This window comes from Zhongshania sp. R06B22 (assembly GCF_040892595.1).
Classification (GTDB): Bacteria; Pseudomonadota; Gammaproteobacteria; order Pseudomonadales; family Spongiibacteraceae; genus Spongiibacter; species Spongiibacter arctica.
Map to the genome: position 1 here is coordinate 577,926 of NZ_JBFRYB010000001.1, position 22,379 is coordinate 600,304.

The following is a 22,379-nucleotide window of genomic DNA, read 5'->3' on the forward strand; positions in this document are numbered from 1 at the left end:
GCAATGATAAATAACAAAATATTTGAGCGCAGCGCGATTGGCAGATTATTACTAGCCGATAAGGCCGGCCGCTATTTGGTCGCCGCTCTCTTGGCCGTCACTGTGCTAGTGCCGCTGTGCAATTTACTTATGCCAGCAGGCAGCTTTTTCCATATTCCCACATATGTTGTGGTCTTGCTGGGTAAGTACCTCTGTTACGCGCTATTGGCCTTGGCATTAGATTTAATTTGGGGTTATTGCGGGATTCTCAGTCTGGGCCACGGTGCCTTTTTTGCCTTGGGTGGCTATGCCATGGGTATGTACCTGATGCGTCAGATTGGCGAGCGCGGCGTATATGGTAATGCTGATCTGCCTGATTTTATGGTGTTTTTAAATTGGACTGAATTGCCTTGGTATTGGTACGGATTTGATAACTTTTTCTTTGCGATGTTTATGGTTGCGCTGGTGCCCGCGGTGCTCGCCTTTGTGTTTGGCTGGCTGGCATTCCGTTCGCGAGTGAGCGGAGTGTATTTATCCATTATTACCCAGGCGATGACTTATGCCTTGTTGCTGGCGTTCTTTCGCAATGATATGGGTTTCGGCGGTAATAATGGCTTGACCGATTTCAAAGATATTTTGGGCTTTAGTTTGCAGTCTGATATCACTCGCTGCGTATTGTTTGCGCTATCAGCATTAAGTGTCGCGGGGGCCTATGTTTTGTGCCGGGCGATTGTGACCAGTAAATACGGTCGGGTCTTGGTAGCGATACGTGACGCCGAGAGTCGCACCCGTTTTATGGGTTACCGTGTTGAGCACTTTAAATTATTTGTGTTTGTGGTGTCGGCAATACTTGCTGGTATCGCCGGGGCCTTATACGTGCCGCAGGTCGGTATTATTAATCCCGGTGAGTTTGGCCCCATTAACTCGATTGAAATTGTGATCTGGGTTGCTATTGGTGGGCGGGGCACCCTATACGGTGCGGTGATTGGCGCGATTGCGGTTAACTACGCCAAGACCTATTTTACCGGTGCATTTCCAGAGGTGTGGTTGTTTATGCTCGGCGCCCTATTTGTGATCAGCACCTTGTATTTACCCAAGGGTATTGTTGGTGTGGTGACCCAAATACGTGAGCGGCGAGCGGAGCGCGATGCGACGTCGACACCAGAACCGGGAGCAGGCTCATGAGTGCAGTGATTAAAAGTCCTGGATTTCATAGCAGTGAAATCCAGAGCATGTTGTACCTGAACGGCGTCACCAAAAGTTTTGACGGTTTTAAGGCGATTAATAATTTATCGCTGGATATTGCGCCGGGGGAGTTGCGGGCGATTATTGGTCCCAATGGTGCCGGAAAAAGCACCATGATGGATATTATTACCGGCAAGACCCGGCCAGATAAGGGTGAGGTTCGGTTTAGGGACACCATTGATCTTATTCAATACGATGAGGCCGATATCGCCAATCTTGGTATTGGTCGCAAGTTTCAGAAGCCTACCGTAGTTGAAACCCTGACAGTGTGGGAAAACGTGGAGCTGGCGTTGGCAGGCACGCGCAGTGTGCTTCGCGCTTTATTTCATAAGCTGAGCAGTGAGCAGGGCGATAAAATTAATGAGGTCATTAAGCTTGTGGGGCTAAAGGCAAAAACCAGTGATCTGGCTGGCAGTTTGTCCCATGGCCAAAAGCAGTGGTTAGAAATCGGTATGTTGATTGTGCAGGGTCCTGAGCTTTTGCTGGTAGATGAGCCGGCGGCGGGAATGACCGATCATGAAACGATGGAAACCGCGGCACTGCTAAAAGAAATTAATAAAGACCATACCGTGGTGGTCGTTGAGCATGATATGGATTTTATTAAAGCGCTGGACAGTAAAGTGACGGTCTTGCATGAGGGGAGTGTATTAGCTGAGGGGCGGCTTGAAGTAGTCTCAGCCAACCCCCGTGTTATCGAAGTCTATTTGGGGCGCTGATATGTTGCTTGTGAATGAAATTGATCTTTATTACGGCGCGAGTCAGGCGCTTAAGAAAGTAGATGTGGTGGCAGAGAAAGGCCAGGTAACCTGCATATTAGGGCGTAACGGGGTAGGAAAATCTAGCTTGGCGCGGGCGATAACTGGCCGTCATCCGATTCGTGGTGGCAACATTACGTGGGAAGGCAAAGATATTAGCGGCATGGGCCCAGCCGATCGGGCGCGGGCGGGAATTGCCTATGTGCCCCAGGGCCGAGAAATCTTTTCGCAGCTCACTGTTCAGGAGAATTTGTACACGGGTTACGCGCCGTTAAAGCGCAGTCAGCGGACTATTAGCCCGGAGATTTTTGATTTGTTTCCAGTACTTAAAAGCATGCTGCGTAGACGCGGCGGAGATTTATCTGGTGGTCAACAGCAGCAGCTGGCGATTGCCAGGGCCTTAATCACGCGGCCGCGCTTATTGGTGCTGGATGAACCCACAGAGGGTATTCAGCCCTCTATTATTAAAGATATTCAGAACGTGATTACCATATTGCGCCAGCAGGGTGAGATGGCAATTGTCTTGGTTGAGCAATATTTCGATTTCGCTCGGGCATTGGCGGACAATTACGCGGTGATGGATCGCGGCGAAGTCATTCTTTCCGGCCGCGGTGACGATATGGTGGAAGAAGACGTGCGCCGGCATATGACGGTGTAAGGCCAGGGTTTATACTATTAAGCTTATGTCTTTCCCGTTAAAGGATAAATCGCTCATGAAATACCTTGCCACTCTAGCGCTGGCGTTCACACCACTTGCCGGTCTAGCTGCGGACCTTAGCATTCCCGCCGGTAAAACCTATGTCGTAGGTATCGATCAGCAGGAAATGGTACTAGACACCCTGCGAATTGGCGACGGCGCCAAAATCACCTTTTCCTCGGCGGTTGTGGGTTGGCGTGTTCAGGCTCGGCATGCCTATATCGGTAAAGATGTTGTGATTGAAGGCAATGGTAGTGCAGGTGTTGCTGGCGGCGCAGCGAAGCCAGCGTCAGATTGCGCTAACGGTGAGATAGGCGGTAATGGCGGCGACGGCAGTGACGGCGTAGAAATTCGCTTGCAGCTAGGTATAGAGGCGCTCGGCGATCTCAAGATCCTGGCTAACGGCGGCAATGGTGGCGATGGCGGCGCCGGCAGCGATGGCGCCGATTGTGATGGGGCGAATGCTGGCGAAGGCGGTAATGGCGGAGACGGCGGCGAAGGCGGTCGCGGCGGAGATATTACTATTCTTTACCAAGTGCTTGCCAAGGGTGTTTCTGGCGATGACCTAGTCAAGCGAATTAACATTAGAAGTGAGGGTGCCGACGGCGGTCGCGGCGGTGACGCGGGTTCTGGCGGTGCTGGTGCAGATGGATACTACATTAATAGGAAAACCCTTACAGGGTCTCGCAAATGGGTTGAGGGCGGAGAAGGTGGATTGGCGGGTAGCCCCGGGTCGACAGGATCGGCTGGCAATCCTGGCCGTATCTTGGTGGATCAGTTGATTTTATCGTCGGCGCAGCCTGTTGAAGTGAAGTCTTCGGCCACAACTATTATGGAGCTGCAGCGCCAAATTGAGCGCCTGCGCGCTCGTGTTGATAAGTTAGAAGCTAAATCGAACGGGCAGTAAGCTGCAAGTGCAATATTTTTAAAGGGATGCCAAATGGCATCCCTTTTTGCATTCTAGGCATCATTAAATTGCATACCCACTGAAATACAGTGCACCAGCACTGAATTGGTGCGTCGGTTTTTTTACTACTCTAATAGAAGGATCAAAATGAGGCAAAATACAGTTTAACCTATTGTTTTTATTTAAATTATTAATAATTTATTAAGTTCAGAAGGTCACGCTTGCCGGGCTGTAAAGTACATATAGTGCTTATTTTTGATGCACTAAATGGCAGCATTATTAAAAAGTGCTCTATATTTGAGCGTAACGATCGCGTGAAGTTAAGCCCCGCAACGCATCCGTAAGCACTAGTATTGCGGCATAGCTTAAAGCTCTCTCTAAGTCATTGTTTTAAATAATAAAAAATATAGTTGGCATTGAAAGTGCTAAAGCTTGAGCAGGATTGTGCTTGAACACTTCCTTAATACCTTAGTGGAGACTAAAGACATGAAAAAAATGAAAACCCTTTTGGCTGCAAGCGTTGCAGCTGCATCAATGACCATGGTTGCTGCTCCCGCTTCTGCAGAAGTAAGTGCCAGCGTTAGCGTTGCTAGTTTGTACCTTTGGCGTGGTTTCGACCTAAGTGATGGATCGCCTGCAGTTTCTGGTGACATTACTTATAGCACCGGTGGTTTTTACGCGGGTGTTTGGGGATCTAGCGGTGATGATACATACGGTCAAGAAGTTGACTACTATGCTGGCTTCGCTACTGAAGTAGGACCATTAAGCGTTGACCTAAGCGTATGGAACTATGTGTATCCAGGTGTATCAGCGGGCTTTGCTGACAATGGCGACACGTTTGGTGATCTGAGCGAGATTATTCTTGGTTTGGGCATGGGTCCGGTTAGCGTAACAATCTATGACAATATTGCTGGTGCCAATGGTTACTTCTACTACACTGCCGGTCTTGATGTAGGGAGCTTCTCTTTCCTAGCCGGTGGTACTGACAATAAAGACGAAGATGCAAACTACGCTCACTTCGACGTGTCTTACGCTTATAACGACAATGTGAGCTTTACTTTTAGCCAGATGATTGACGAAGATAATGATGACGATTTGAGATTCGTTGTTTCTTATAGCTTGCCAATCGCAATGTAATACCCTGGCCGGCGGCAAGGTTGTCGCCGGCCATTTTCTTAACTCAATCCTAATGTGTGGCTAACGCACATTGACAGGAGATATCCGATGAAATTGATTACGGCTGTTATTAAGCCATTCAAACTCGATGATGTGCGCGAAGCGCTGTCTGACATCGGCGTACAGGGCATAACTGTCACCGAAGTAAAAGGTTTTGGTCGTCAGAAAGGTCACACTGAACTTTACCGTGGCGCTGAGTATGTTGTCGATTTTCTGCCTAAGGTGAAGATTGAAGTCGCTGTCGCAGATGACTCGGTTGAACCGACCATCGAAGCAATAAGCAAGTCAGCTAACACTGGCAAAATAGGCGACGGCAAGATTTTTGTCACTGCGCTTGAGCAGGTTATTCGAATTCGTACCGGTGAAACTGGCGAAGAAGCCATTTAGTAATACCGCTGCGTTTTCTGTTAACTAATTAAATTAAAAGACTTATCTCTTTCCCTTTGGAGGGCATGTGATGGAAGACATCATACAGGTCAAGTACGCCCTGGACACATTTTACTTCCTGGTTATGGGCGCGTTCGTAATGTGGATGGCAGCAGGTTTTGCCATGCTCGAAGCCGGTTTGGTTCGTGCAAAAAACACCACAGAAATCTTAACCAAGAACATCGCGCTATTTGCGGTGGCTTGTACTATGTACTTATTGTGTGGCTACACAATTATGTACGGCGGTTCAGAAGGTGGCATTCTGCCAGACGCATGGTTCGGTAATTCAATTGCTGACGCGTCGGTAGAAGAAGTGCTGGCTTCAAACGGTGACACTTACTACTCTGGTTCATCTGACTTCTTCTTCCAAGTGGTATTCGTGGCAACCGCTATGTCTATCGTTTCGGGTGCGGTTGCAGAGCGTATGAAGCTGTGGGCTTTCTTGGCCTTTGCAGTTGTCATGACTGGTGTTATCTACCCACTTCAAGGTTCTTGGAGCTGGGGCGGCGGTTTCTTGTCTGAAGCAGGTTTCTCTGACTTCGCAGGTTCCGGTATTGTCCACATGACAGGTGCTTCTGCAGCACTGGCTGGTGTATTGCTGCTTGGCGCTCGTAAAGGCAAGTATGGCGAGAGCGGTCAAGTGAATGCGATCCCTGGTGCGAACATGCCAATGGCAACATTGGGTACCTTCATCCTGTGGATGGGCTGGTTCGGCTTCAACGGCGGCTCTGAGTTGATGGTGTCTAACATCGACGAGGCGAACGCAACTGCTCAGGTATTTGTTAATACTAATGCTGCGGCAAGTGGTGGTTTGATTGCTGCGATGATCGTTGCTCGCTTGTTGTTCGGCAAGACAGATTTAACCATGGTGCTGAACGGCGCGCTGGCTGGTCTGGTTGCAATTACTGCTGACCCGCTTTCTCCTGATCCAGTTGTTGCTACATTGATTGGTGCTGTTGGCGGTGTGTTGGTTGTGTTCTCAATCCTAGCCCTAGACAAAATCAAGATTGACGATCCAGTGGGCGCTATCTCTGTCCACGGTGTTGTTGGTCTTTGGGGTGTGATGGCGGTGCCATTCAACAACAGCGATGCTACTTTCGGTATGCAGATCTACGGTGCGTTCGTGATCTTTGCTTGGACCTTCGTGGCCAGCCTAGTGATCTGGGGTATCTTGAAAGCAGTCATGGGTATCCGTGTATCAGAAGAGGAAGAGTACGAAGGTGTCGACCTCTCTGAATGCGGCATGGAAGCTTATCCAGAATTCACCAACAAGTAAGTCTCCCCCGTTAGGTGATTTTCAGGGCGCTCTTTGAGCGCCCTTTTTTTGTTTGAAGTAGCGGTTTTGGCGCTTATTTCGCTCTAATGTGGGGATAACCTTGCCAAATCCGTGTTGCCTGAGCTAACTTAACGGCAGGTAGTTATTCGTAGTAAGCTCTGATTAATTACTGCGCTCGGTATTTTAAATGTCAGCGGTGCTCAGAATGCCCAAGGCACTCTCATTACTTGCGGACAGGCTCTACACATTTCTCGCGTGTTAAGCTGTTTCCTCCGCCCTGGAGGTCTTTAAACTACCCTCGCTCGCTACAGTAATGAGAGCTTGCCTTATCATAAGAGGAAGAATTGGCGATGAAATTAGTCAGTGCGGTGATCAAACCGTTTAAGTTAGATGATGTCCGTGCGGCGCTGTCAGAGATTGGCGTGCAAGGTGTAACCGTGACCGAGGTAAAAGGCTTTGGTCGGCAGAAGGGGCATACCGAGCTATATCGCGGCGCCGAGTACGTGGTCGATTTTTTACCTAAGGTAAAACTAGAGATTGCGGTTGCAGACGATTTACTTGAAAAAGTGATCGATACTGTGACCAAGGCGGCGAATACCGGCAAAATTGGTGATGGCAAGATTTTTGTTACCACCCTCGAGCAGGTTATTCGTATCCGCACCGGCGAAACCGGCGAAGACGCAATTTAGCACCGCGTTTGCACATGAAGTAGGCGGCCACAGGCCGCCTTTTTTGTGCTCGGTATTTTTACATATAGCTCGAAAAGTGATGACGATATTTGTTTGTAATAACAAAAAAGCCTAATCATTTGCTTGTCAAAACGCCTTATATACACGTATAAATCGCTTCGTAAACGCGGATTTTTTATTCTCGGGAGGCGGTCTTATGGGCTCGCATATTCGTAGTAGCAATATTCAAACCTCAAGCGCGCAGCTGCATGCTTCATCACTCACAATACGCGATCGTATGCGTGACCAATTAGCCAAAGATATAGAGGCTTATCTTGCCCAGGGTGGTGAGATTAAACATTTAGATCCGCATATGCGTAGCACCCCAAACGATATCGACACCGATACCGAATCAGACAGCTACTAGGCTGCCACTGCATCAGCAAGGTCTGGTGGTTAGCGTGATGTTAGCCGCTGGATCTTGTCCGGTAAATCTCGCCAATCATGAAAGTGATCGTCGGCGAGGGCGTGAGGCAGCGGTGAATCTGGCTTCAGACAAGCCTGAATGGCGAGTAAGCCGAGTGCCTTGGCGCCGCTGACATCATCAATCACATGGTCACCAATGTGTATCGCCTCATCTGCTTGGCAGTCGGCGATCTCTAAGGCTTTTAGAAAAAGCTCAGGGCTCGGCTTGGCGGCCTTTACGTGCTCGGCTTGGTAGTTGGCGCTGAAGTATTTACCTACCGCTTGTCTGCTGAGGTCGGCATTACCGTTAGTTAAGCTGATGAGTATATAGTTTTCGCTGAGTCTTCCTATGACGTCTTCGCAGTGTGGGAAAAGCGTAATTTTTTGTCTTGCTTCAAGAAATACCTCAAAAGCTTGGCGCGCTAAATTTGCGCTTTGGCTTTGGTAGCCGCTGAGTGCTAATGCTTCGGTAAGGCTTGCAGTGCGCCACTGAGAAATTTGGTGTTCAAGCTCGGGGTGGCGGCTTAAATATTCTGCGCGGTGGGCACGGAGGGACTCTGGGCTGAAGCGCTTAGTCAGTTCAGGTGTTATATCTGACAGATAATTATAAAAAACCTGCTCAGCTTGTTCGATGACGGGCCTACTTAGCCATAGCGTATCGTCTAGGTCGAAGCATAGTAGTTTAATCTTTTTCATATCTGAGAGTTTTACCTTAACTAATTTGTGTTGTGCGCAAGCGATTGCCAATAGCATTGCTTACGTGTGTTGCAGTAGCCTAGATGCGATTCATTAGCTGCATCGCCTGTAATTACACAGTATAAGTATTTTACTTAGTTTCGAGACATTATAAGATGGCGGGATGATATTCATTTTATAGTGTTGATATAGACCCTATGGTGCAACAGTGGCCTAGTAGAAGCCTGTTCACGGTGAAATTTCAGCAAATAATAGATTATGGTCGAGACTAAACTTATGGCAAAAACTTCGTTGCAGCCAGTGAAAAAATCGCCGCCGTGGTGGCGGTCCTTGCCTGACGACTTTTATTGCCAGTCTGATGGCACCGAACTTGACAGCGAATACCCGCTAAAAGTTTACGGCACGGCGATGATGGACCGGGTGATGCGGACGGGCTTGTCCCTGATGATTTCTGGTGCTTTGCTGCCCCAGGTAATAAAGCGCGAGGGTTTGAGCCGCGAGCGTGAATGGATGGATTTTTATGCTCATTTAGCCGAGCAGCGCGATGTCGATCAGGTTTTTATAGCCCCGCCAAAAGTAGATATTACTGAGCATAAAATTGGCAAGTTCGCCTACAAGCCCAAAGATATCCCGGCGGTAGAGTTACGCTTTGAAAGCCCGTTTACTCCCTTAAATCCCGCACTTACCGAGAGCTATTTAAGCTACACCCGCAACCGCACTGCCAGAGCGCAGTATTGGCGTCATCCTGACGGGCCTCGTCCAACCTTAATTTTTGTACATGGGGTCGTTGAAAGCTCGTATGCCTTTAATAGTCTGTTTTTCTCGCTCAAAACGTTTTATGACAACGGCTACGATGTGTTGCTAATGATTCAGCCTTTTCATGGTGATCGTGCCGAGCGCTGCCATCCATTTAGCGGCTATGGCTTATTTTCCGGGGGCTTCTCGCAATTGAATGAGGGCCTGCTGCAGGCGGTGTCAGATTTAAGAGTCTTTGTAGATTACTTGTTTGAGCGCGGCGCTCCCCATGTGGGAATTAGCGGTTTGAGTTTGGGCGGATACTTAAGTTCGGTGATGGCGGTGGTGGAACCACGGCTGGCGTTCTGTATCCCCAATTCACCGCTGGTTGCGCCGGTGGACACCGTGCGTGACTGGGTGCCTATTGGTCGTGCAATGGAGATAGTTGGTAAGCGTATTGGCTTGAGCCCCTTAGATTTACGACGTGGAATGGCGATACACAGCCCGCTTAGCTATCAGCCGAAACTCGATCCAGACAGGGTGATGATAATTGGTGGTGCGGGCGATAGATTTACACCGCCACGCTTCGTGCGATTATTGCACTCGCATTGGCCTGAATCACATTTGCATTGGTTCCCCGGCAATCATCTTGTGCATCTGGGGCAGCAAGAATACTTGAAGCTAATGCGTCATTTTATGGATAGTCACTGCCAGAACATAAGCTATTCGTAGGTGGGGGGCTTAAATAAATGGCCCTTTCATTAGCTTTGGTAGCGTACGGTTAACAACGTCGGCAATATATTCTAGGAATATTGTGCCCATGCTGGATTTAAAGTGTTGTGGGTCCTTGCTGGCGATAGCGACAACCCCGTCAATATTGCCAGCTTGAATAGGCATCAAGGCAGCGGAGCCAATATGATCGGCATGTTTGCCAAACAGAAAGCTCAATTCCTCGCCTCGCAGCACACCGCAGACCGCTTTTTTACCGCGTAACAAACTACCAATTTGTTCTTGTGCTTGCTCGGGGCTCACAACTCTTAGGGCATTGCCGCCAACCCTGTTGGGGTCGGCAAATATAATCAGGCTTGCGTAATCGATATCTTTAAAGTCGCTTACCAAATGACGACAAAGGCTATTGCTGAACTCTTCCGCACGGCGCGCCTCTAGAAGCGCTAAAATCAGGGTTTTGCTCTTCTCGAACAGCAGATCATTGCGCTGGGCATTGTCTAGCATACTGCTGATGCGTGAGCGCATGTCCATATTGCGCTCGCGCAATACTTCTACCTGCCGCTCTAACAAGCTGACCGCTTTTCCGGTTTTGTGGGTGATCTTAAGTTCTGTCAGTAGATCTTCGTTATTCAGAAAGAAACCGGGATGATTGCGAAGATAACGCGCTACTTCGCTTTCGCTGGGAAGTCCGTCTTTTTTCGAGCTTACAGTGTCCACAGGGTATCCTATATTTGTATCTGGCCTTCAAAAACCGTCGCTGCTGGACCGGTCATAATAACGGGCTGTCCTGGGCCTTGCCAGTGAATACTTAAGTTGCCGCCCGGCAGGTGTACGGTCACCGTTGTGTTGAGCTTGCCCTGAACGATGCCGCTTACCACCGCTGCGCAGGCGCCAGTGCCGCAGGCCAGCGTTTCGCCAACACCGCGTTCGAATACTCGCAGCCGAATCGTGTCTCGGTCGACTATCTGCATAAACCCAACGTTGACGCGTTGCGGAAAGCGCGGGTGGGACTCAGTGACTGGGCCAATGGTTTCTACCGGCGCGGTATCGACATCGGTAACCGGGAAAATGACATGGGGGTTCCCCATCGAAACCGCGCCAACGTGCCAAGTATCGCCGTTTACATCCAAAGCGTAGTCGCTTGCTTGCTGGTCTGCTGTGAAGGGAATCCGCTTCGGGTCGAGTATGGGTTCGCCCATATCGACGCGAACTTGCCGATTTTCAGTAAGTTCTAGCTCAATGATGCCGGCCAGTGTTTCAACTTTGATCTTGTGCTTGCCGGTCATCCGTTTGTCGCGAATAAAGCGCGCAAAGCAGCGCGCGCCGTTACCGCACTGTTCAACTTCACTGCCTTCGGCATTGTAAATCCGATAGCAAAAGTCGACATCAGGCTGAGTGGGAATTTCGACGGTAAGAACTTGGTCACAGCCAATGCCAAAATGGCGATCAGCTATTTTGCGAATATGGTGCGGTTTGAGCTTGAAGCGCTGGGTAATGAGGTCGATAACGACAAAATCATTCCCCAGGCCATGCATTTTGGTAAAGCGTAATAGCATCGTAGAACCCTATGTTGCGCCTCACCGGTGGCGCTAAGTAACGATACGGGCGCGATGCTATTGTCTGAGAGAGGGGAAGGTAGACGCGATTGCGTCAGCATTTCTCTCAGGGCAGCAAAGTTTCACCACGCATCAAGTCGGTGACAGTTTCGCGTGCGCGGATGAGGTGGCATTTATCGCCGTCCACCATGACTTCCGCCGCACGTCCTCGGCTATTGTAATTGGAACTCATGGTAAAGCCATAGGCTCCGCTAGATGCTAAGGCTAGTAAATCCCCTTCTTCAATGCAAAGTTCACGGTCTTTAGCTAAGAAATCGCCGGTTTCGCAGACTGGGCCTACAAAATCATAGCTGCGTGAGACGCCGTCTTCCCGAGGTTGCACGGCCATTAAGTCCATCCATGCGGAGTACAGCGCCGGCCGAATCATGTCGTTCATGGCGGCATCAATAATGGCAAAATTCTTGTGTTCGTTGAGCTTTAAATATTCTACGCGGGTTAGTAATACACCTGCATTGGCGGCAATAGAGCGGCCGGGCTCAAACATTAGGGTTACTTTGCGTTCGCCCAGCTTCGCCCTAATGGCGCGAATATAATCACCGGTATCTGGCGCAGTTTCGTCGCGATAGCGCACACCTAAGCCGCCACCTAGGTCGAGGTGAGAGATAGTGATGTTCATGCTCGCCAAGACCTCGACCAGCTTTAAGACCCGCTCAAGGGCGTCTAGGAATGGGCTGGTGTCTATGAGCTGTGAACCGATGTGACAATCTACGCCCTTAATTTTAATGTTGGGCAGGGATGCAGCGCGACGGTAGACCTCGGGAGCACGTTCAATGTCGATACCAAATTTGTTGTCACGCAGGCCCGTCGAAATATAAGGGTGGGTTTTGGCGTCTACATCGGGGTTGACGCGTATCGAAATTGGCGCCTTAACGTTCATCGCCTCGGCAACACTGTTTAGGCGCTCTAGCTCGGCTTCGGACTCGACGTTAAAGCAATGGATACCGACTTCTAATGCGCGCTGCATTTCTGCCGCAGTTTTACCGACCCCAGAAAACACAATGCGATCGGGTTTGCCACCGGCCGCAAGCACCCGCTCTAATTCGCCACTGGAAACAATATCAAAGCCCGCCCCAAGTCGAGCCAATACATTGAGCACCGCAATATTAGAATTGGCTTTTACTGCGTAACACACCAAATGATCCTGGCCTTCCAGTGCCTCGGTATATTCTGTAAAGCGCTGCTCAAGGTAGGCGCGCGAATAGACGTAGCAGGGACTGCCAAACTCCTCAGCAATCTTACTCAGCGGCACGGATTCGGCATGGAGTTCGCCATGCAGGTAATGAAAAGGAGACATATAGGCTTACTCGGCAGGCGACGTGGTCGCCGTATTGGTGTTGGTTTGCTGACGCGGCTTGGGGCTTGTCGCTATATTGGCACTGCTACTGTCTTCATTCGCTTTTGTGCCGTCGTCTTCGGCGAGTATAAGCGGACCAGTTTGGCCGCATGCGCCTAACAGAACAGCGCTGCACAATGCGAAAATGCGAATGTTAACCATAACAATGCCCCGAAATTAGCGTAGTCGCGCATTATACCTAGCTGAGGCATCAAGCCCAATGCCCATGTTCTACTGCAGATTGATTCGAGGCTTAGTATACTGCCGCCACCAATCCAAACTGAAAGCCTAATAGTGGATGCCACAAATGAATGAAGTCGAATTCAACGATAATATTGATGAATTGTTTACCACCATCGAAGATGCCATTGATGAGCTAGAGGCGGATGTAGACTGCGAAATTAGCGGCGGCGTACTCACTCTGAAATGTCCAGACGGCAGCGCCTTAATATTTAGCCGCCAAACCCCCAGTAAAGAACTGTGGCTAGCCGCACGCTCGGGCGGTTTTCACTACACGTGGAAAAATGAAGAGTGGTACTGCGCGCGAACGGAGCAAACATTGGTGGAAATGCTGGATGAAATTGGCCGCGAACAAATTGGCGAAGCATTAATAATTAATTGATTGGGTTTGTTATTGAATGATTAAATTCTTAAATCATTCAAACGATGAATCATCGATTACACCTACCGCTCAAGCTCGACGTCCCCAGTCAGCTGATACTTCCCGTCATGCTATGCCCGCATCGGCCTAGGCCAAACCCCCCGTCATACTTTGCTCGCATCGGCCTACGCTAAAACCCCGTCATCCCCGACCCCGATCGGGGATCCACGTGAGCGCAGCGAATGCCTTGGATCTTTCCGGAATATTCCTTAACTCAAAGCCCGAGGCTTATGGATCCCCGGTCGAGCCGGGGATGACGGCTTTATACCATTTGAATGGCGCGCGACGATGATTTATTTCTGGGGCAGTGTGTGGTCTGTAGTAAGCCTTTTAACGCGGGCGCCATATAGCATTTGTATAGGGCCGCTTAACACCGACTCCATACTGGGTTTGAACCGAGCCTCTTAACATGGACGCCATGCTGAATTTGCGCCAAACCTTTTAAGATGGAAGTCATACTAGATTTGGCTGAGCCTTATAAAAACCCGGTCATACTATGCTCGCATCAGCCTAGGCCAAACCCTCCGTCATACTATGCTCGCATCGGCCTAGGCTAAAACCTCGTCATCCCCGACCCCGATCGGGGATCCACGTGAGCGCAGCGAATGCCTTGGATCTTTCCGGAATATTCCCTAAATCAAAGCCCGAGGCTTATGGATCCCCGATCGAGCCGGGGATGACGGCTTTGTACCATTTGAATGGTGGGTGACGATGATTTATTTCTGAGGCGCTTAATGGTCTGTAATAAGCCTTTTAACGCGGGCGCCATACAGCATTTGCACCGAGCCTCTTAACATGGACGCCATACTGAATTTGCGCTAAACCTTTTAACATGGAAGTCATACTAGATTTGGCTTAGCCTTATAAAAACCCCGTCATCCCCGACCCCGATCGGGGATCCATGTGAGCGCAGCGAATGCCTTGGGTCTTTCAAGAATATGCCGTAACTCAAAGCCCGAGGCTTATGGATCCCCGATCAAGCCGGGGATGACGGCTTTGTACCCATTTGAATGGTGGGCGACGATGACTTATCTGTGAGGCGTGAAGTGGTCTGTAATAAGCCTTTTAACGCGGGCGCCATACAGCGGTACCGAGCCTTTTAACATGAACGTCACGCTTGATTTGCGTCGAGTCTTTTCACACCGACGTCATATTAGTCTCGCGCCGAGCCTTTTAAAATGGAAGTCATACTAGATTTGGCTGAGCCTTATAAAAACCCGGTCATACTATACTCGCATCAGCCTAGGCCAAACCCCCCGTCATACTATGCTCGCATCGGCCTACGCTAAAACCTCGTCATCCCCGACCCCGATCGGGGATCCACGTGAGCGCAGCGAATGCCTTGGGTCTTCAGAATATGCGGTAACTCAAAGCCCGAGGCTTATGGATCCCCGATCAAGCCGGAGATGATGGCTTTTGCGCTAGATAATAAAGCCCGCCGCACAGCAAGACCTCTAGCGCGCTAACACGGAGGTATTTAATATTTCCTCAATATGCTGTTTATAACGCATATACACGCAGGTTTGCTGCGGCGGCATGATGCTAAGGTCGACTCGATCTAGGTGGTAATGTTGTGGTGCGTCGCTGAGGAGTTGCAGCTGTTTGGCTAGTTTATCAAATAATTCCTGGCCCGCTTGGGCGTAACTAAATAGCTGATCGCCGCAGCGCATATCAAACACTAAGCGTCCAGATTCTTGGATTTGCGCTATGGCCTCAAGGTGGATTTGTGGGTCTTTCTGGTGGTCGTAAACTGTACCGTCTAAGTCTGGTTTATATTCAGTTTTGGCTTCGCTGCGCCACTTGTCGTTTTCCTGATGTAGTTCAAATACATGATATTGATGTTTGCTCTGCTGCTGCTTTTTACATTGGTACAAAAACGCTAAGAGTGGTTGGATCAGCGCATCGGTGCTTGTATACGCGACGGTGTTGAAGTGCAGAGAGCCGCGTTCATCACGTAAAAACAGGTCGGCCTTAGGGCCTCTCCGATGGAAAAACACATAGCAGTCAGCGGTATTTGCGGTGTGGACGATATTGGCGAGGGCGGAGTTAGGAGCGCAGTAGCGGTCCATAATAATAGGGCTATATTCCGGCTGCCCGCGGCCAAGGCATTGAATCAGTGTGTCGTAGCCGGCCGCGTGAATACTTTGTAGCTCGTCGTTTTGCGATTGCAGAATATAAAAGCCATTGCTCAACTTTATGAGCAAGCGCTTATTACTTGGTTTGGTGTAAAAAGCACGGTAGAGCAATTTGGGCAGATGCCGGATACCGTTGAGTAATTTATCGTCGGGGTCGTTAAAACATAGGGCATGTATCATAGGTGGATGACTGCCGCTCGAGGCTGCAACCATCATTTGTTGATAGGTTCTAAATGCTTCCAGTAAGGCTTCTGCGCCTTTAAAGGCGATAGACGCAACTTCCCCCCAGCTATTGATAATGACGACCTCTATCTGATCAATAGGGTAGTTATTACTGTGGTTGCTGAGGCCAGCGGCACCAAGTGCATTTAGGGAGTGTTGTCCCAGATTAAGGTAAAACAGCATTGTCTCCGGCACTTTTGGCCGATTAAACGCTTCGTGTTTGTCAGGGTCAGCGGCGTAAGCGTGGCGCGGCAGATACTGACCTAAATGTTCTGCCAATCGACGCAAATCCGTTTCAGTTATCCCGTCTTGTCTACCATTGAGGCGCAGGCGGCTGTAGTCGTTGATGAGACCGTTGCAGTAACACCAACAGAGCAACTCGCTGAGGTGATCGTGCTCTTGCAATATGGCGTCAGCTTCAATGTCATGGCGGGCGCTAGTACTCACCGCCCAGCGGCGCTGGCTGCCGAAGCCGGACGAGTGGAAAAACAATTGCTCTTCCGACAGATCGGGTGCGATTCCGGGGTTTAGCCATTCAACTTTATAGCGCTTGCGCTCAAAGGCGGCGTATAGCTTGCGGCCCAGCAGCGTCATTTCTTGCGACTTGATCAGTGCCGGCCGTTTACTGCGTGCAGCAAAGTCTTGCAGAAACCGATAGCTATTCGTTAGTTCAGCCACCAAAAAACGATGCTCTTCTCGCACTCGGCGTAATTTCCAGCGGCTGCGGGTATCGAGGTTGAGAAGTTGCTCTGGCCGCCACTGCCATTCCGTTATCAAATTTTGTAGTAGTTGCTGGCGCCACGTCGTATTGCTAGTACTGACCTGCGACAGCCGTATACCAACTTTGAAATAAAAGGCGCGACGTATTAATTCTAGGCGATCAAGTTCATTGCGCTCGCTCAAATAACTGGCCAGTCGTTGATACACCATAATATATGGGTCGAGGATGTCGGCGTCGGTTATGCCTTGATAAATAGAGCGTTTAAGACTCACACACAGCGGTAATACTCCAGGGAAGTCGCGCGCATAGGCCTCGGTGAGCAGTAATTTCAGAACAGCTTTATAGGGTGAGCTAATCGCCTTATAGAGCTGCCAAACCCCGGCGCCGATAAACTCACCTGCAGGGATTTGTGAGACGCCACCGAAATCGATAGATTCATGAGGGCCAACGAAACCCTGGGAATGGAGCAGGGCGATATATTCCTGATAATTAACCTCTTCCTCCGGTGGCACCAACCACCAGATTGGGTACCGTCCCGCCACCAGCAAAGCGCTGCGGTAAAATTCATCTAAGAGTAAAAAATGCTGACTGGTGCCCGCTGACTCAGCACTAATACGGTCGCGCTGCCCACGCCGAAACTGGTCGTTATTCATTAGGAAGAAGTGGATTTCTAATCCCAAGCTTTTTGCCCACTCAGAAATCGCGCCAGCCTTGTGGTAGAGCTTCTCTAAACCGGCTTCATCGATGCTGGCGTGGTGGCAAAGCCATACATCTAAGTCAGAATTTTCTGCTTGCGCTATCGTGCCGCAGGAGCCCATCAGGAACACGCTGTGGATCAGCGGCGCGGCTTGGTCTTCGGGGCGGTATTCAACACTGCGGGCGATATTGTTGCGCACTCGATCCAAGGTCAAAGTATCGGGTTGATAGCCGTCGATCCCGCAGGGTGCACTTAGGCTGTTATAGCCGGGTAATATGGGGTGGTTGATGTGAATTAGCAGTGGCAGTAAATCTAAAAATATTTGCTGTCGGGGGAGTAGTGCTGTGCGGGTGCGAATCAGGCGCTCACGATTTAGGTTTAAAAAACGCTCGCGAACCAACGCCAGTCCATCGTGGGTAATGCCACGATCGAACAAGGGGTTGTGGGGATAATTGTGGGTGGACGTATCCGCCATGCTGTGTGACCCGATATAACGCTAGCACTACTTTACCGGCAATGACGACCTGTTGTCATGTACGGTATTACCTCAGTCTATGGTGCTGCTATTAATGTGCTAGAGTTTGCGCTTATGCCGGTGTTATTCACAACGACTGAGTATTAGATGCCCCTGCCGATCTACCCGAGCCTGCCATTTTTTTTCTAACCACAGGGTGGCAACCGCATCGCTAATCAGGGCAGGGCCATGGATAACTTGATCGCAGTTAAGCTGCGGTCGCTCGTAGCGCGGTACATTGGCTAGCGCTTGCGGGTTATTTTTCGTCGCTGCGATCATGACGGTTTGGGTTTCTACTGCTGAGGCAGGCGGACCTTCGGCAATGCTAGGGAGGGTGATGGACAGGGTTTCTGCTCGTAAAGCCTGGCGAATATTAATCAGTTGGACTGGGATTGCCAGCTCATGTCCATAGAGTTCGCGGTGAGCGCGATGAAACCCGCGTTCGAGGCTGTCGAAATCTTCCTGCCATGCAATATTCAGAGTATAGGACTGCCCTAGGTAGCAAAGGTCGACTGTGGGGTGGGCAGTAATTTGATCGGGGTTAATACCCTCTGCCAATAACTGCTGACGGCCAGTGTCTGCCAGTTCGTCTAAGGCGCGGCGTAAATTCGCAGCATCGGTTTCTGCTAGACCAGTGTTGATCGTGCGGGAAAGTTGCCGCTCCCTTGGCGCTAACAGCATACCCAGCGCTGAAAAAACGCCCGCGTAGTTGGGTACAATAATCTCTGGGCAGTTCAATGTATTGGCCAGCGCACAAATATGAAGGCCGCCCGCGCCACCAAAACAACATAGACTAAAATCTGCAGGATCATGGCCGCGTTGCACTGAGATTACTCGCAGCGCGCGCACCATATGTTCATTGGCAATATCGATAATCCCTTCGGCGGTGCTTTCAATGCTCACCCCAAGTGTCTTGGCAAGCTCGCCCACGGCTGCTCTTGCCGCATCGCAGTTTATCCCCATGGCGCCGCCCAGGCGCGCGCTGGCGGGTAGTCGTCCTAGCACCACATTGGCATCAGTGACGGTAGGTTTTATACCCCCCTTGTTGTAGCAGGCAGGGCCGGGGTCAGCGCCTGCAGATTCTGGTCCTACCCGCAGCATGCCGCCCTCGTCGAGATAGGCAATAGAGCCGCCACCTGCGCCGATGGTATGCATATCAACCATTGGAACCGCCACCGGATAGGGCCCAATACGCCCTTCGTTAGTCAGCTTGATGTCGCCATTAATCAAGGCCACATCGCTTGAGGTGCCCCCCATATCAAAGGTCATTAATTTAGGCCGATGCAATATTTGACCAAGGTGCTTGGCGGCGGCTAAACCGCCTGCAGGACCAGAGAGCAATAAATTCACGGCGCGCTGGGCGGCATTGGCGGCGTCGGTGGTGCCGCCAGAAGATTGCATTACTGAGATCGGCGTGGTTTTTAAGGCATCCTGTAAATTACCTAAATAAGTCGCCACTTTGGGGCCTAGCCACGCGTTAAGCCACGTTGCCATCCCGCGCTCGTACTCCTTGTATTCAGGCAACACCTCCGAGGAGCGTGATACAAAAACATCATCGGGAATATGCGCCGCAATAGCTTTTTCAAAATCAGGATTAATAAATGAGAATAATAGATTTATCGCTACTGCTTCGGGCTTAAGCGCCTTTAAGGAGGCACTAAGTGTGCTTAAGTCATCGGCAGTTAGTGCTTCGACAACGCTGCCATCAGCGCCTAATCGGCCACCGGTCTCTAGGCACAACGATTTTGGAACAGGAACCGTCTTTGCTCGGGGCCTGAGATCGTAAAGTGCTTCTCGGGTTTGCCGAGCAATGGTCAATGTATCGGCAAAACCGCGGTTGGTAATAAAAACGGTCTTTGCACCCTTGCCCTCTAAGGCCGCGTTTGTTGCAACGGTTGAGCCGTGAACAACCACCAAGCGACCGGCTTCAACTAAATCCATCAAACCCAATTCGCGAATACCATTTAAGATGGCGAGTTCAGGATTATCTGGCGTGGATGGGCATTTAAAGCAGCGAATTTGCTGATCTTGAAATAACACAAAATCAGTAAACGTACCGCCGGTATCAACACCAAGATAAGCAAGTGGGGCTAGCTTAGACATAGCAAACTCGAATTAGGACATAGCGCTATTGTCGCTAGCCAAGCGGCGTTTGTCATTGTTTGGTGGTGGATTCGCTTTGCTCATATGGATCCCCGATCGGGGCCGGGGATGACCGGAGTTATTTGTGATCGTAGAATTCTTGTACGAATGCCGCTTTGATCCGAACTGCAATCAGCGTTGAGCTTCGCATACTCCTTCATCGTCATCCCCAACTTGATTGGGGATCCATAAACCTCGGGCTATGGGCCAGCACATCTCACGCAGGATCACAGGCATTCGCTGCGTTCATATGGATACGCGATGGGGGTCGTGTATGACGGTAGTTTTTGGGACCGGGTATGACGTGAGCATCAAAATGGTTTTGGAGCACGTCAGGTATAGTCGGACTATTGAATGGCTGCCCCAGCGCTTCATTGTATCCACCGTCGTCATCCCAGCTTGATTGGGGATCCATAGACCTCTGTCTACGGTCAAGTGCATCTCACTCAGGATCTAAGGCATTCGCTGCGCTCATATGGATACCCGATCGGAGTCGGGTATGACGGTGGTTTTTGGGACCGGGTATGACGTGAGCATCAAAATGGTTTTGGAGCACGTCACGTATAGTCGGACTATTGAATGGCTGCCCCGACGTTTCATTGTATCCACTGTCGTCATCCCCAACTTGATTGGGGATCCATAGACCTCTGTCTACGGGCCAGTGCATCTCACTCAGGATCTAAGGCATTCGCTGCGCTCACATGGATACCCGATCGGAGTCGGGTATGACGGTAGTTTTTGGGACCGGGTATGACGTGAGCATCAAAATGGTTTTGGAGCACGTCAGGTATAGTCGGACTATTGAATGGCTGCCCCAGCGCTTCATTGTATCCACCGTCGTCATCCCCAGCTTGATTGGGGATCCATAAACCTCTGGCTACGGGCCAGTGCATCTCACTCAGGATCTAAGGCATTCGCTGCGCTCATATGGATACACGATCGGGGTCGGGTATGACGGTGGTTTTTGGGACCGTGTATGACGTGAGCATCAAAATGGTTTTGGAGCACGTCACGTATAGCCGGACTATTGAATGGCTGCCCCGACGTTTCATTGTATCGACTGTCGTCATCCCCAGCTTGACTGGGGATCCATAGACCTCGGGCTATAGGGGCCCTGTAAAGTTCTAAAGCAGTCATACATCCAAAAGTTAACAATGCTTCTATGCCCACGCATTACGGCAGCCACCAAGCTGATATACAATCGGCATCCACAAATAATCCTGAAAGAGAATGTTGTGCCTGAATTACCCGAAGTCGAAACCGTGAAGCGCGGTATTGAGCCGCATCTTGTGGCGAGACGTTTTGAAAAAGTCGTCGTTCGAGATCATCGTCTTCGCTGGCCGGTCGATCCTAATTTAGCGGATCATTTGCTGGGCCATGAGATCCTCAGTGTAGAGCGGCGAGCGAAATACGTTTTGGTACGCTTAGCCACTGGGTATTTGGTAATACATCTAGGTATGTCGGGCCGCTTGTACTTTGTCAGCGCCGACACGCCGGTTGCCAAGCACGACCATCTAGATTGGCAACTGAATGATGGCCAGGTATTGCGTTACACCGATCCACGGCGGTTTGGCGCGGTGATTTGGATCGCGGGCGATGACGTGTCGGCACATAAGTTATTTGCCCTACTTGGACCTGAGCCCCTGCAGGAAGAATTTGATGCCAAGTACCTATTTAAGCGCTCAAGAAAGCGTAAAGTGCCGATAAAGAGCTTTTTGATGAATGCACATGTAGTTGTGGGTGTCGGGAATATCTACGCCAACGAAGCGCTTTTTATGGCGGGCATATCACCTCTTCGTGAGGCCGGTAGCATTAGTCTCGCTCGCTATACCCGTTTAGTGAGCGCGGTAAAACAGGTGCTCGAAAAAGCGATAGCGCAGGGCGGTACGACCTTAAAAGACTTCGTGGGCGGGGATGGCAAGCCGGGATACTTTAAGCAAGAACTGCAAGTCTACGGTCGCGGCGGCGAAGCATGCGCAAACTGTGCAAAATTACTGCAAGAAATTAAATTGGCGCAGCGCACAACGGTGTTTTGTATAACATGCCAGCGCTAGATGGTTGAATATTTATGACGTCTGGATACTGAGCTGGTGCACTAGATTCTGCGTGGTTTGTTGCAGGTCATAGCACGAGGTCTATGGATCCCCAATCAAGTTGGGGATGACGAAGGTCTGGGACTTTATACTTGGTACCCACTTTCTAAGCCCCTCCACGGTCATACCCGACTCGATCGGGTATCCATGTGAGCGAAGCGAATGCCTTTGATCTTTCCGGAGTACGCATTCACTCATAGCCCGAGGTCTATGGATCCCCAATCAAGTTGGGGATGACGAAGGTGTGAAACTTTATACTTGGTACCCACTTTCTAAGCCCCTGCACGGTCATACCCGACTCGATCGGGTATCCATGTGAGCGAAGCGAATGCCTTTGATCTTTCCGGAGTACGCATTCACTCGAAGCCCGCGGGCTATGGATCCCCAGTCAAGCTGGGGATGACGAAGGTCTGGGACTTTGTACTTTGCACCCGCGTTCTAGCCCCTGCACGGTCATACCCGACCCCGATCGGGTATCCATGTGAGCGAAA

21 protein-coding genes are annotated in these 22,379 nt (G+C 50.3%); 12 read left to right on the forward strand and 9 right to left on the reverse strand.

What is annotated here, in order from left to right; genetic code table 11:
* Window positions 1-3: 3 nt before the first annotated feature.
* The 9 genes from urtC to AB4875_RS02680 all read left to right on the forward strand — a co-directional run bounded on the left by urtC (window position 4) and on the right by AB4875_RS02680 (window position 7,556).
* Window positions 4-1,164, forward strand: a complete 1,161-nt coding sequence (urtC, locus tag AB4875_RS02640; protein WP_368374491.1) for an urea ABC transporter permease subunit UrtC — start codon at window positions 4-6, stop codon at window positions 1,162-1,164.
* The gene (gene urtD, locus AB4875_RS02645; RefSeq protein WP_368374492.1) at window positions 1,161-1,940 is read left to right on the forward strand and encodes an urea ABC transporter ATP-binding protein UrtD; all 780 of its coding nucleotides are present in this window, start codon (window positions 1,161-1,163) and stop codon (window positions 1,938-1,940) included. Before urtC ends, urtD begins: the two co-directional genes overlap by 4 nt.
* A gap of 1 nt (window position 1,941) precedes the next feature.
* Entirely contained in the window at window positions 1,942-2,637 is a 696-nt protein-coding gene (gene urtE, locus AB4875_RS02650) for an urea ABC transporter ATP-binding subunit UrtE (RefSeq protein WP_368374493.1), read from the forward strand.
* Window positions 2,638-2,692: 55 nt separating this feature from the next.
* Window positions 2,693-3,583: a hypothetical protein gene (locus AB4875_RS02655; RefSeq protein ID WP_368374494.1), complete on the forward strand. Its 891-nt coding sequence runs from the start codon at window positions 2,693-2,695 to the stop codon at window positions 3,581-3,583.
* A gap of 486 nt (window positions 3,584-4,069) precedes the next feature.
* Window positions 4,070-4,720, forward strand: a complete 651-nt coding sequence (locus AB4875_RS02660) for a TorF family putative porin (RefSeq protein WP_368374495.1) — start codon at window positions 4,070-4,072, stop codon at window positions 4,718-4,720.
* Between the two features lie 87 nt (window positions 4,721-4,807).
* A complete protein-coding gene (glnK, locus tag AB4875_RS02665) occupies window positions 4,808-5,146 on the forward strand; it encodes a P-II family nitrogen regulator (protein ID WP_103685170.1) in 339 nt (112 codons plus the stop codon).
* A gap of 70 nt (window positions 5,147-5,216) precedes the next feature.
* Window positions 5,217-6,461, forward strand: a complete 1,245-nt coding sequence (locus AB4875_RS02670; protein ID WP_368374496.1) for an ammonium transporter — start codon at window positions 5,217-5,219, stop codon at window positions 6,459-6,461.
* Between the two features lie 350 nt (window positions 6,462-6,811).
* Window positions 6,812-7,150, forward strand: coding sequence for a P-II family nitrogen regulator (gene glnK / locus AB4875_RS02675; protein WP_368374497.1), 339 nt, complete (start codon window positions 6,812-6,814; stop codon window positions 7,148-7,150).
* 196 nt (window positions 7,151-7,346) lie between these two features.
* A complete protein-coding gene (locus tag AB4875_RS02680) occupies window positions 7,347-7,556 on the forward strand; it encodes a hypothetical protein (protein WP_368374498.1) in 210 nt (69 codons plus the stop codon).
* A 29-nt stretch (window positions 7,557-7,585) separates the two neighbouring features.
* Here AB4875_RS02680 and AB4875_RS02685 read toward each other — a convergent pair whose 3' ends face one another.
* Window positions 7,586-8,290 (reverse strand): HAD family hydrolase, encoded by a 705-nt coding sequence (locus AB4875_RS02685; protein ID WP_368374499.1) that lies wholly within the window; start codon window positions 8,288-8,290, stop codon window positions 7,586-7,588.
* 276 nt (window positions 8,291-8,566) lie between these two features.
* Between AB4875_RS02685 and AB4875_RS02690 the strand changes: the two genes are divergently transcribed.
* The gene (locus tag AB4875_RS02690) at window positions 8,567-9,757 is read left to right on the forward strand and encodes an alpha/beta hydrolase family protein (protein ID WP_368374500.1); all 1,191 of its coding nucleotides are present in this window, start codon (window positions 8,567-8,569) and stop codon (window positions 9,755-9,757) included.
* A gap of 9 nt (window positions 9,758-9,766) precedes the next feature.
* Here AB4875_RS02690 and AB4875_RS02695 read toward each other — a convergent pair whose 3' ends face one another.
* The 4 genes from AB4875_RS02695 to lptM form a co-directional block, all read right to left on the reverse strand.
* Window positions 9,767-10,471 (reverse strand): DUF484 family protein, encoded by a 705-nt coding sequence (locus AB4875_RS02695; protein WP_368374501.1) that lies wholly within the window; start codon window positions 10,469-10,471, stop codon window positions 9,767-9,769.
* Between the two features lie 8 nt (window positions 10,472-10,479).
* Entirely contained in the window at window positions 10,480-11,310 is an 831-nt protein-coding gene (gene dapF / locus AB4875_RS02700) for a diaminopimelate epimerase (RefSeq protein WP_368374502.1), read from the reverse strand.
* 106 nt (window positions 11,311-11,416) lie between these two features.
* Window positions 11,417-12,664 (reverse strand): diaminopimelate decarboxylase, encoded by a 1,248-nt coding sequence (gene lysA / locus AB4875_RS02705; protein ID WP_368374503.1) that lies wholly within the window; start codon window positions 12,662-12,664, stop codon window positions 11,417-11,419.
* A 6-nt stretch (window positions 12,665-12,670) separates the two neighbouring features.
* On the reverse strand, window positions 12,671-12,865 hold the full coding sequence (lptM, locus tag AB4875_RS02710; RefSeq protein ID WP_368374504.1) for an LPS translocon maturation chaperone LptM: 195 nt from the start codon (window positions 12,863-12,865) through the stop codon (window positions 12,671-12,673).
* A gap of 145 nt (window positions 12,866-13,010) precedes the next feature.
* Here lptM and cyaY point away from each other — a divergent pair, with 145 nt between their 5' ends.
* Entirely contained in the window at window positions 13,011-13,325 is a 315-nt protein-coding gene (cyaY, locus tag AB4875_RS02715) for an iron donor protein CyaY (protein ID WP_368374505.1), read from the forward strand.
* A gap of 1,493 nt (window positions 13,326-14,818) precedes the next feature.
* On the opposite strand, the gene AB4875_RS02720 is transcribed toward cyaY, so the two are convergent.
* The 4 genes from AB4875_RS02720 to AB4875_RS02735 form a co-directional block, all read right to left on the reverse strand.
* Complete coding sequence (locus AB4875_RS02720) at window positions 14,819-17,614, reverse strand: class I adenylate cyclase domain-containing protein (protein WP_368374506.1); 2,796 nt, start codon at window positions 17,612-17,614, stop codon at window positions 14,819-14,821.
* Window positions 17,615-17,737: 123 nt separating this feature from the next.
* Window positions 17,738-19,756, reverse strand: a complete 2,019-nt coding sequence (locus tag AB4875_RS02725) for a hydantoinase/oxoprolinase family protein (protein ID WP_368374507.1) — start codon at window positions 19,754-19,756, stop codon at window positions 17,738-17,740.
* Between the two features lie 256 nt (window positions 19,757-20,012).
* Complete coding sequence (locus tag AB4875_RS02730) at window positions 20,013-20,210, reverse strand: hypothetical protein (RefSeq protein ID WP_368374508.1); 198 nt, start codon at window positions 20,208-20,210, stop codon at window positions 20,013-20,015.
* A gap of 253 nt (window positions 20,211-20,463) precedes the next feature.
* Window positions 20,464-20,688 (reverse strand): hypothetical protein, encoded by a 225-nt coding sequence (locus tag AB4875_RS02735; protein WP_368374509.1) that lies wholly within the window; start codon window positions 20,686-20,688, stop codon window positions 20,464-20,466.
* Window positions 20,689-21,030: 342 nt separating this feature from the next.
* Here AB4875_RS02735 and mutM point away from each other — a divergent pair, with 342 nt between their 5' ends.
* A complete protein-coding gene (gene mutM / locus AB4875_RS02740) occupies window positions 21,031-21,849 on the forward strand; it encodes a bifunctional DNA-formamidopyrimidine glycosylase/DNA-(apurinic or apyrimidinic site) lyase (protein ID WP_368374510.1) in 819 nt (272 codons plus the stop codon).
* The last annotated feature ends 530 nt before the right edge of the window (window positions 21,850-22,379 follow it).

Excerpts from the sequence above, each read along its gene's own strand:
- urtC (WP_368374491.1), top strand. The coding sequence starts at position 4 with ATGATAAATAACAAAATATTTGAGCGCAGCGCGATTGGCAGATTATTA.
- urtD (WP_368374492.1), top strand. The coding sequence starts at position 1,161 with ATGAGTGCAGTGATTAAAAGTCCTGGATTTCATAGCAGTGAAATCCAG.
- urtE (WP_368374493.1), top strand. The coding sequence starts at position 1,942 with ATGTTGCTTGTGAATGAAATTGATCTTTATTACGGCGCGAGTCAGGCG.
- AB4875_RS02655 (WP_368374494.1), top strand. The coding sequence starts at position 2,693 with ATGAAATACCTTGCCACTCTAGCGCTGGCGTTCACACCACTTGCCGGT.
- AB4875_RS02660 (WP_368374495.1), top strand. The coding sequence starts at position 4,070 with ATGAAAAAAATGAAAACCCTTTTGGCTGCAAGCGTTGCAGCTGCATCA.
- glnK (WP_103685170.1), top strand. The coding sequence starts at position 4,808 with ATGAAATTGATTACGGCTGTTATTAAGCCATTCAAACTCGATGATGTG.
- AB4875_RS02670 (WP_368374496.1), top strand. The coding sequence starts at position 5,217 with ATGGAAGACATCATACAGGTCAAGTACGCCCTGGACACATTTTACTTC.
- glnK (WP_368374497.1), top strand. The coding sequence starts at position 6,812 with ATGAAATTAGTCAGTGCGGTGATCAAACCGTTTAAGTTAGATGATGTC.
- AB4875_RS02680 (WP_368374498.1), top strand. The coding sequence starts at position 7,347 with ATGGGCTCGCATATTCGTAGTAGCAATATTCAAACCTCAAGCGCGCAG.
- AB4875_RS02685 (WP_368374499.1), bottom strand. The coding sequence starts at position 8,290 with ATGAAAAAGATTAAACTACTATGCTTCGACCTAGACGATACGCTATGG.
- AB4875_RS02690 (WP_368374500.1), top strand. The coding sequence starts at position 8,567 with ATGGCAAAAACTTCGTTGCAGCCAGTGAAAAAATCGCCGCCGTGGTGG.
- dapF (WP_368374502.1), bottom strand. The coding sequence starts at position 11,310 with ATGCTATTACGCTTTACCAAAATGCATGGCCTGGGGAATGATTTTGTC.
- lysA (WP_368374503.1), bottom strand. The coding sequence starts at position 12,664 with ATGTCTCCTTTTCATTACCTGCATGGCGAACTCCATGCCGAATCCGTG.
- lptM (WP_368374504.1), bottom strand. The coding sequence starts at position 12,865 with ATGGTTAACATTCGCATTTTCGCATTGTGCAGCGCTGTTCTGTTAGGC.
- cyaY (WP_368374505.1), top strand. The coding sequence starts at position 13,011 with ATGAATGAAGTCGAATTCAACGATAATATTGATGAATTGTTTACCACC.
- AB4875_RS02720 (WP_368374506.1), bottom strand. The coding sequence starts at position 17,614 with ATGGCGGATACGTCCACCCACAATTATCCCCACAACCCCTTGTTCGAT.
- AB4875_RS02725 (WP_368374507.1), bottom strand. The coding sequence starts at position 19,756 with ATGTCTAAGCTAGCCCCACTTGCTTATCTTGGTGTTGATACCGGCGGT.
- AB4875_RS02730 (WP_368374508.1), bottom strand. The coding sequence starts at position 20,210 with ATGGATCCCCAATCAAGCTGGGATGACGACGGTGGATACAATGAAGCG.
- AB4875_RS02735 (WP_368374509.1), bottom strand. The coding sequence starts at position 20,688 with ATGCACTGGCCCGTAGCCAGAGGTTTATGGATCCCCAATCAAGCTGGG.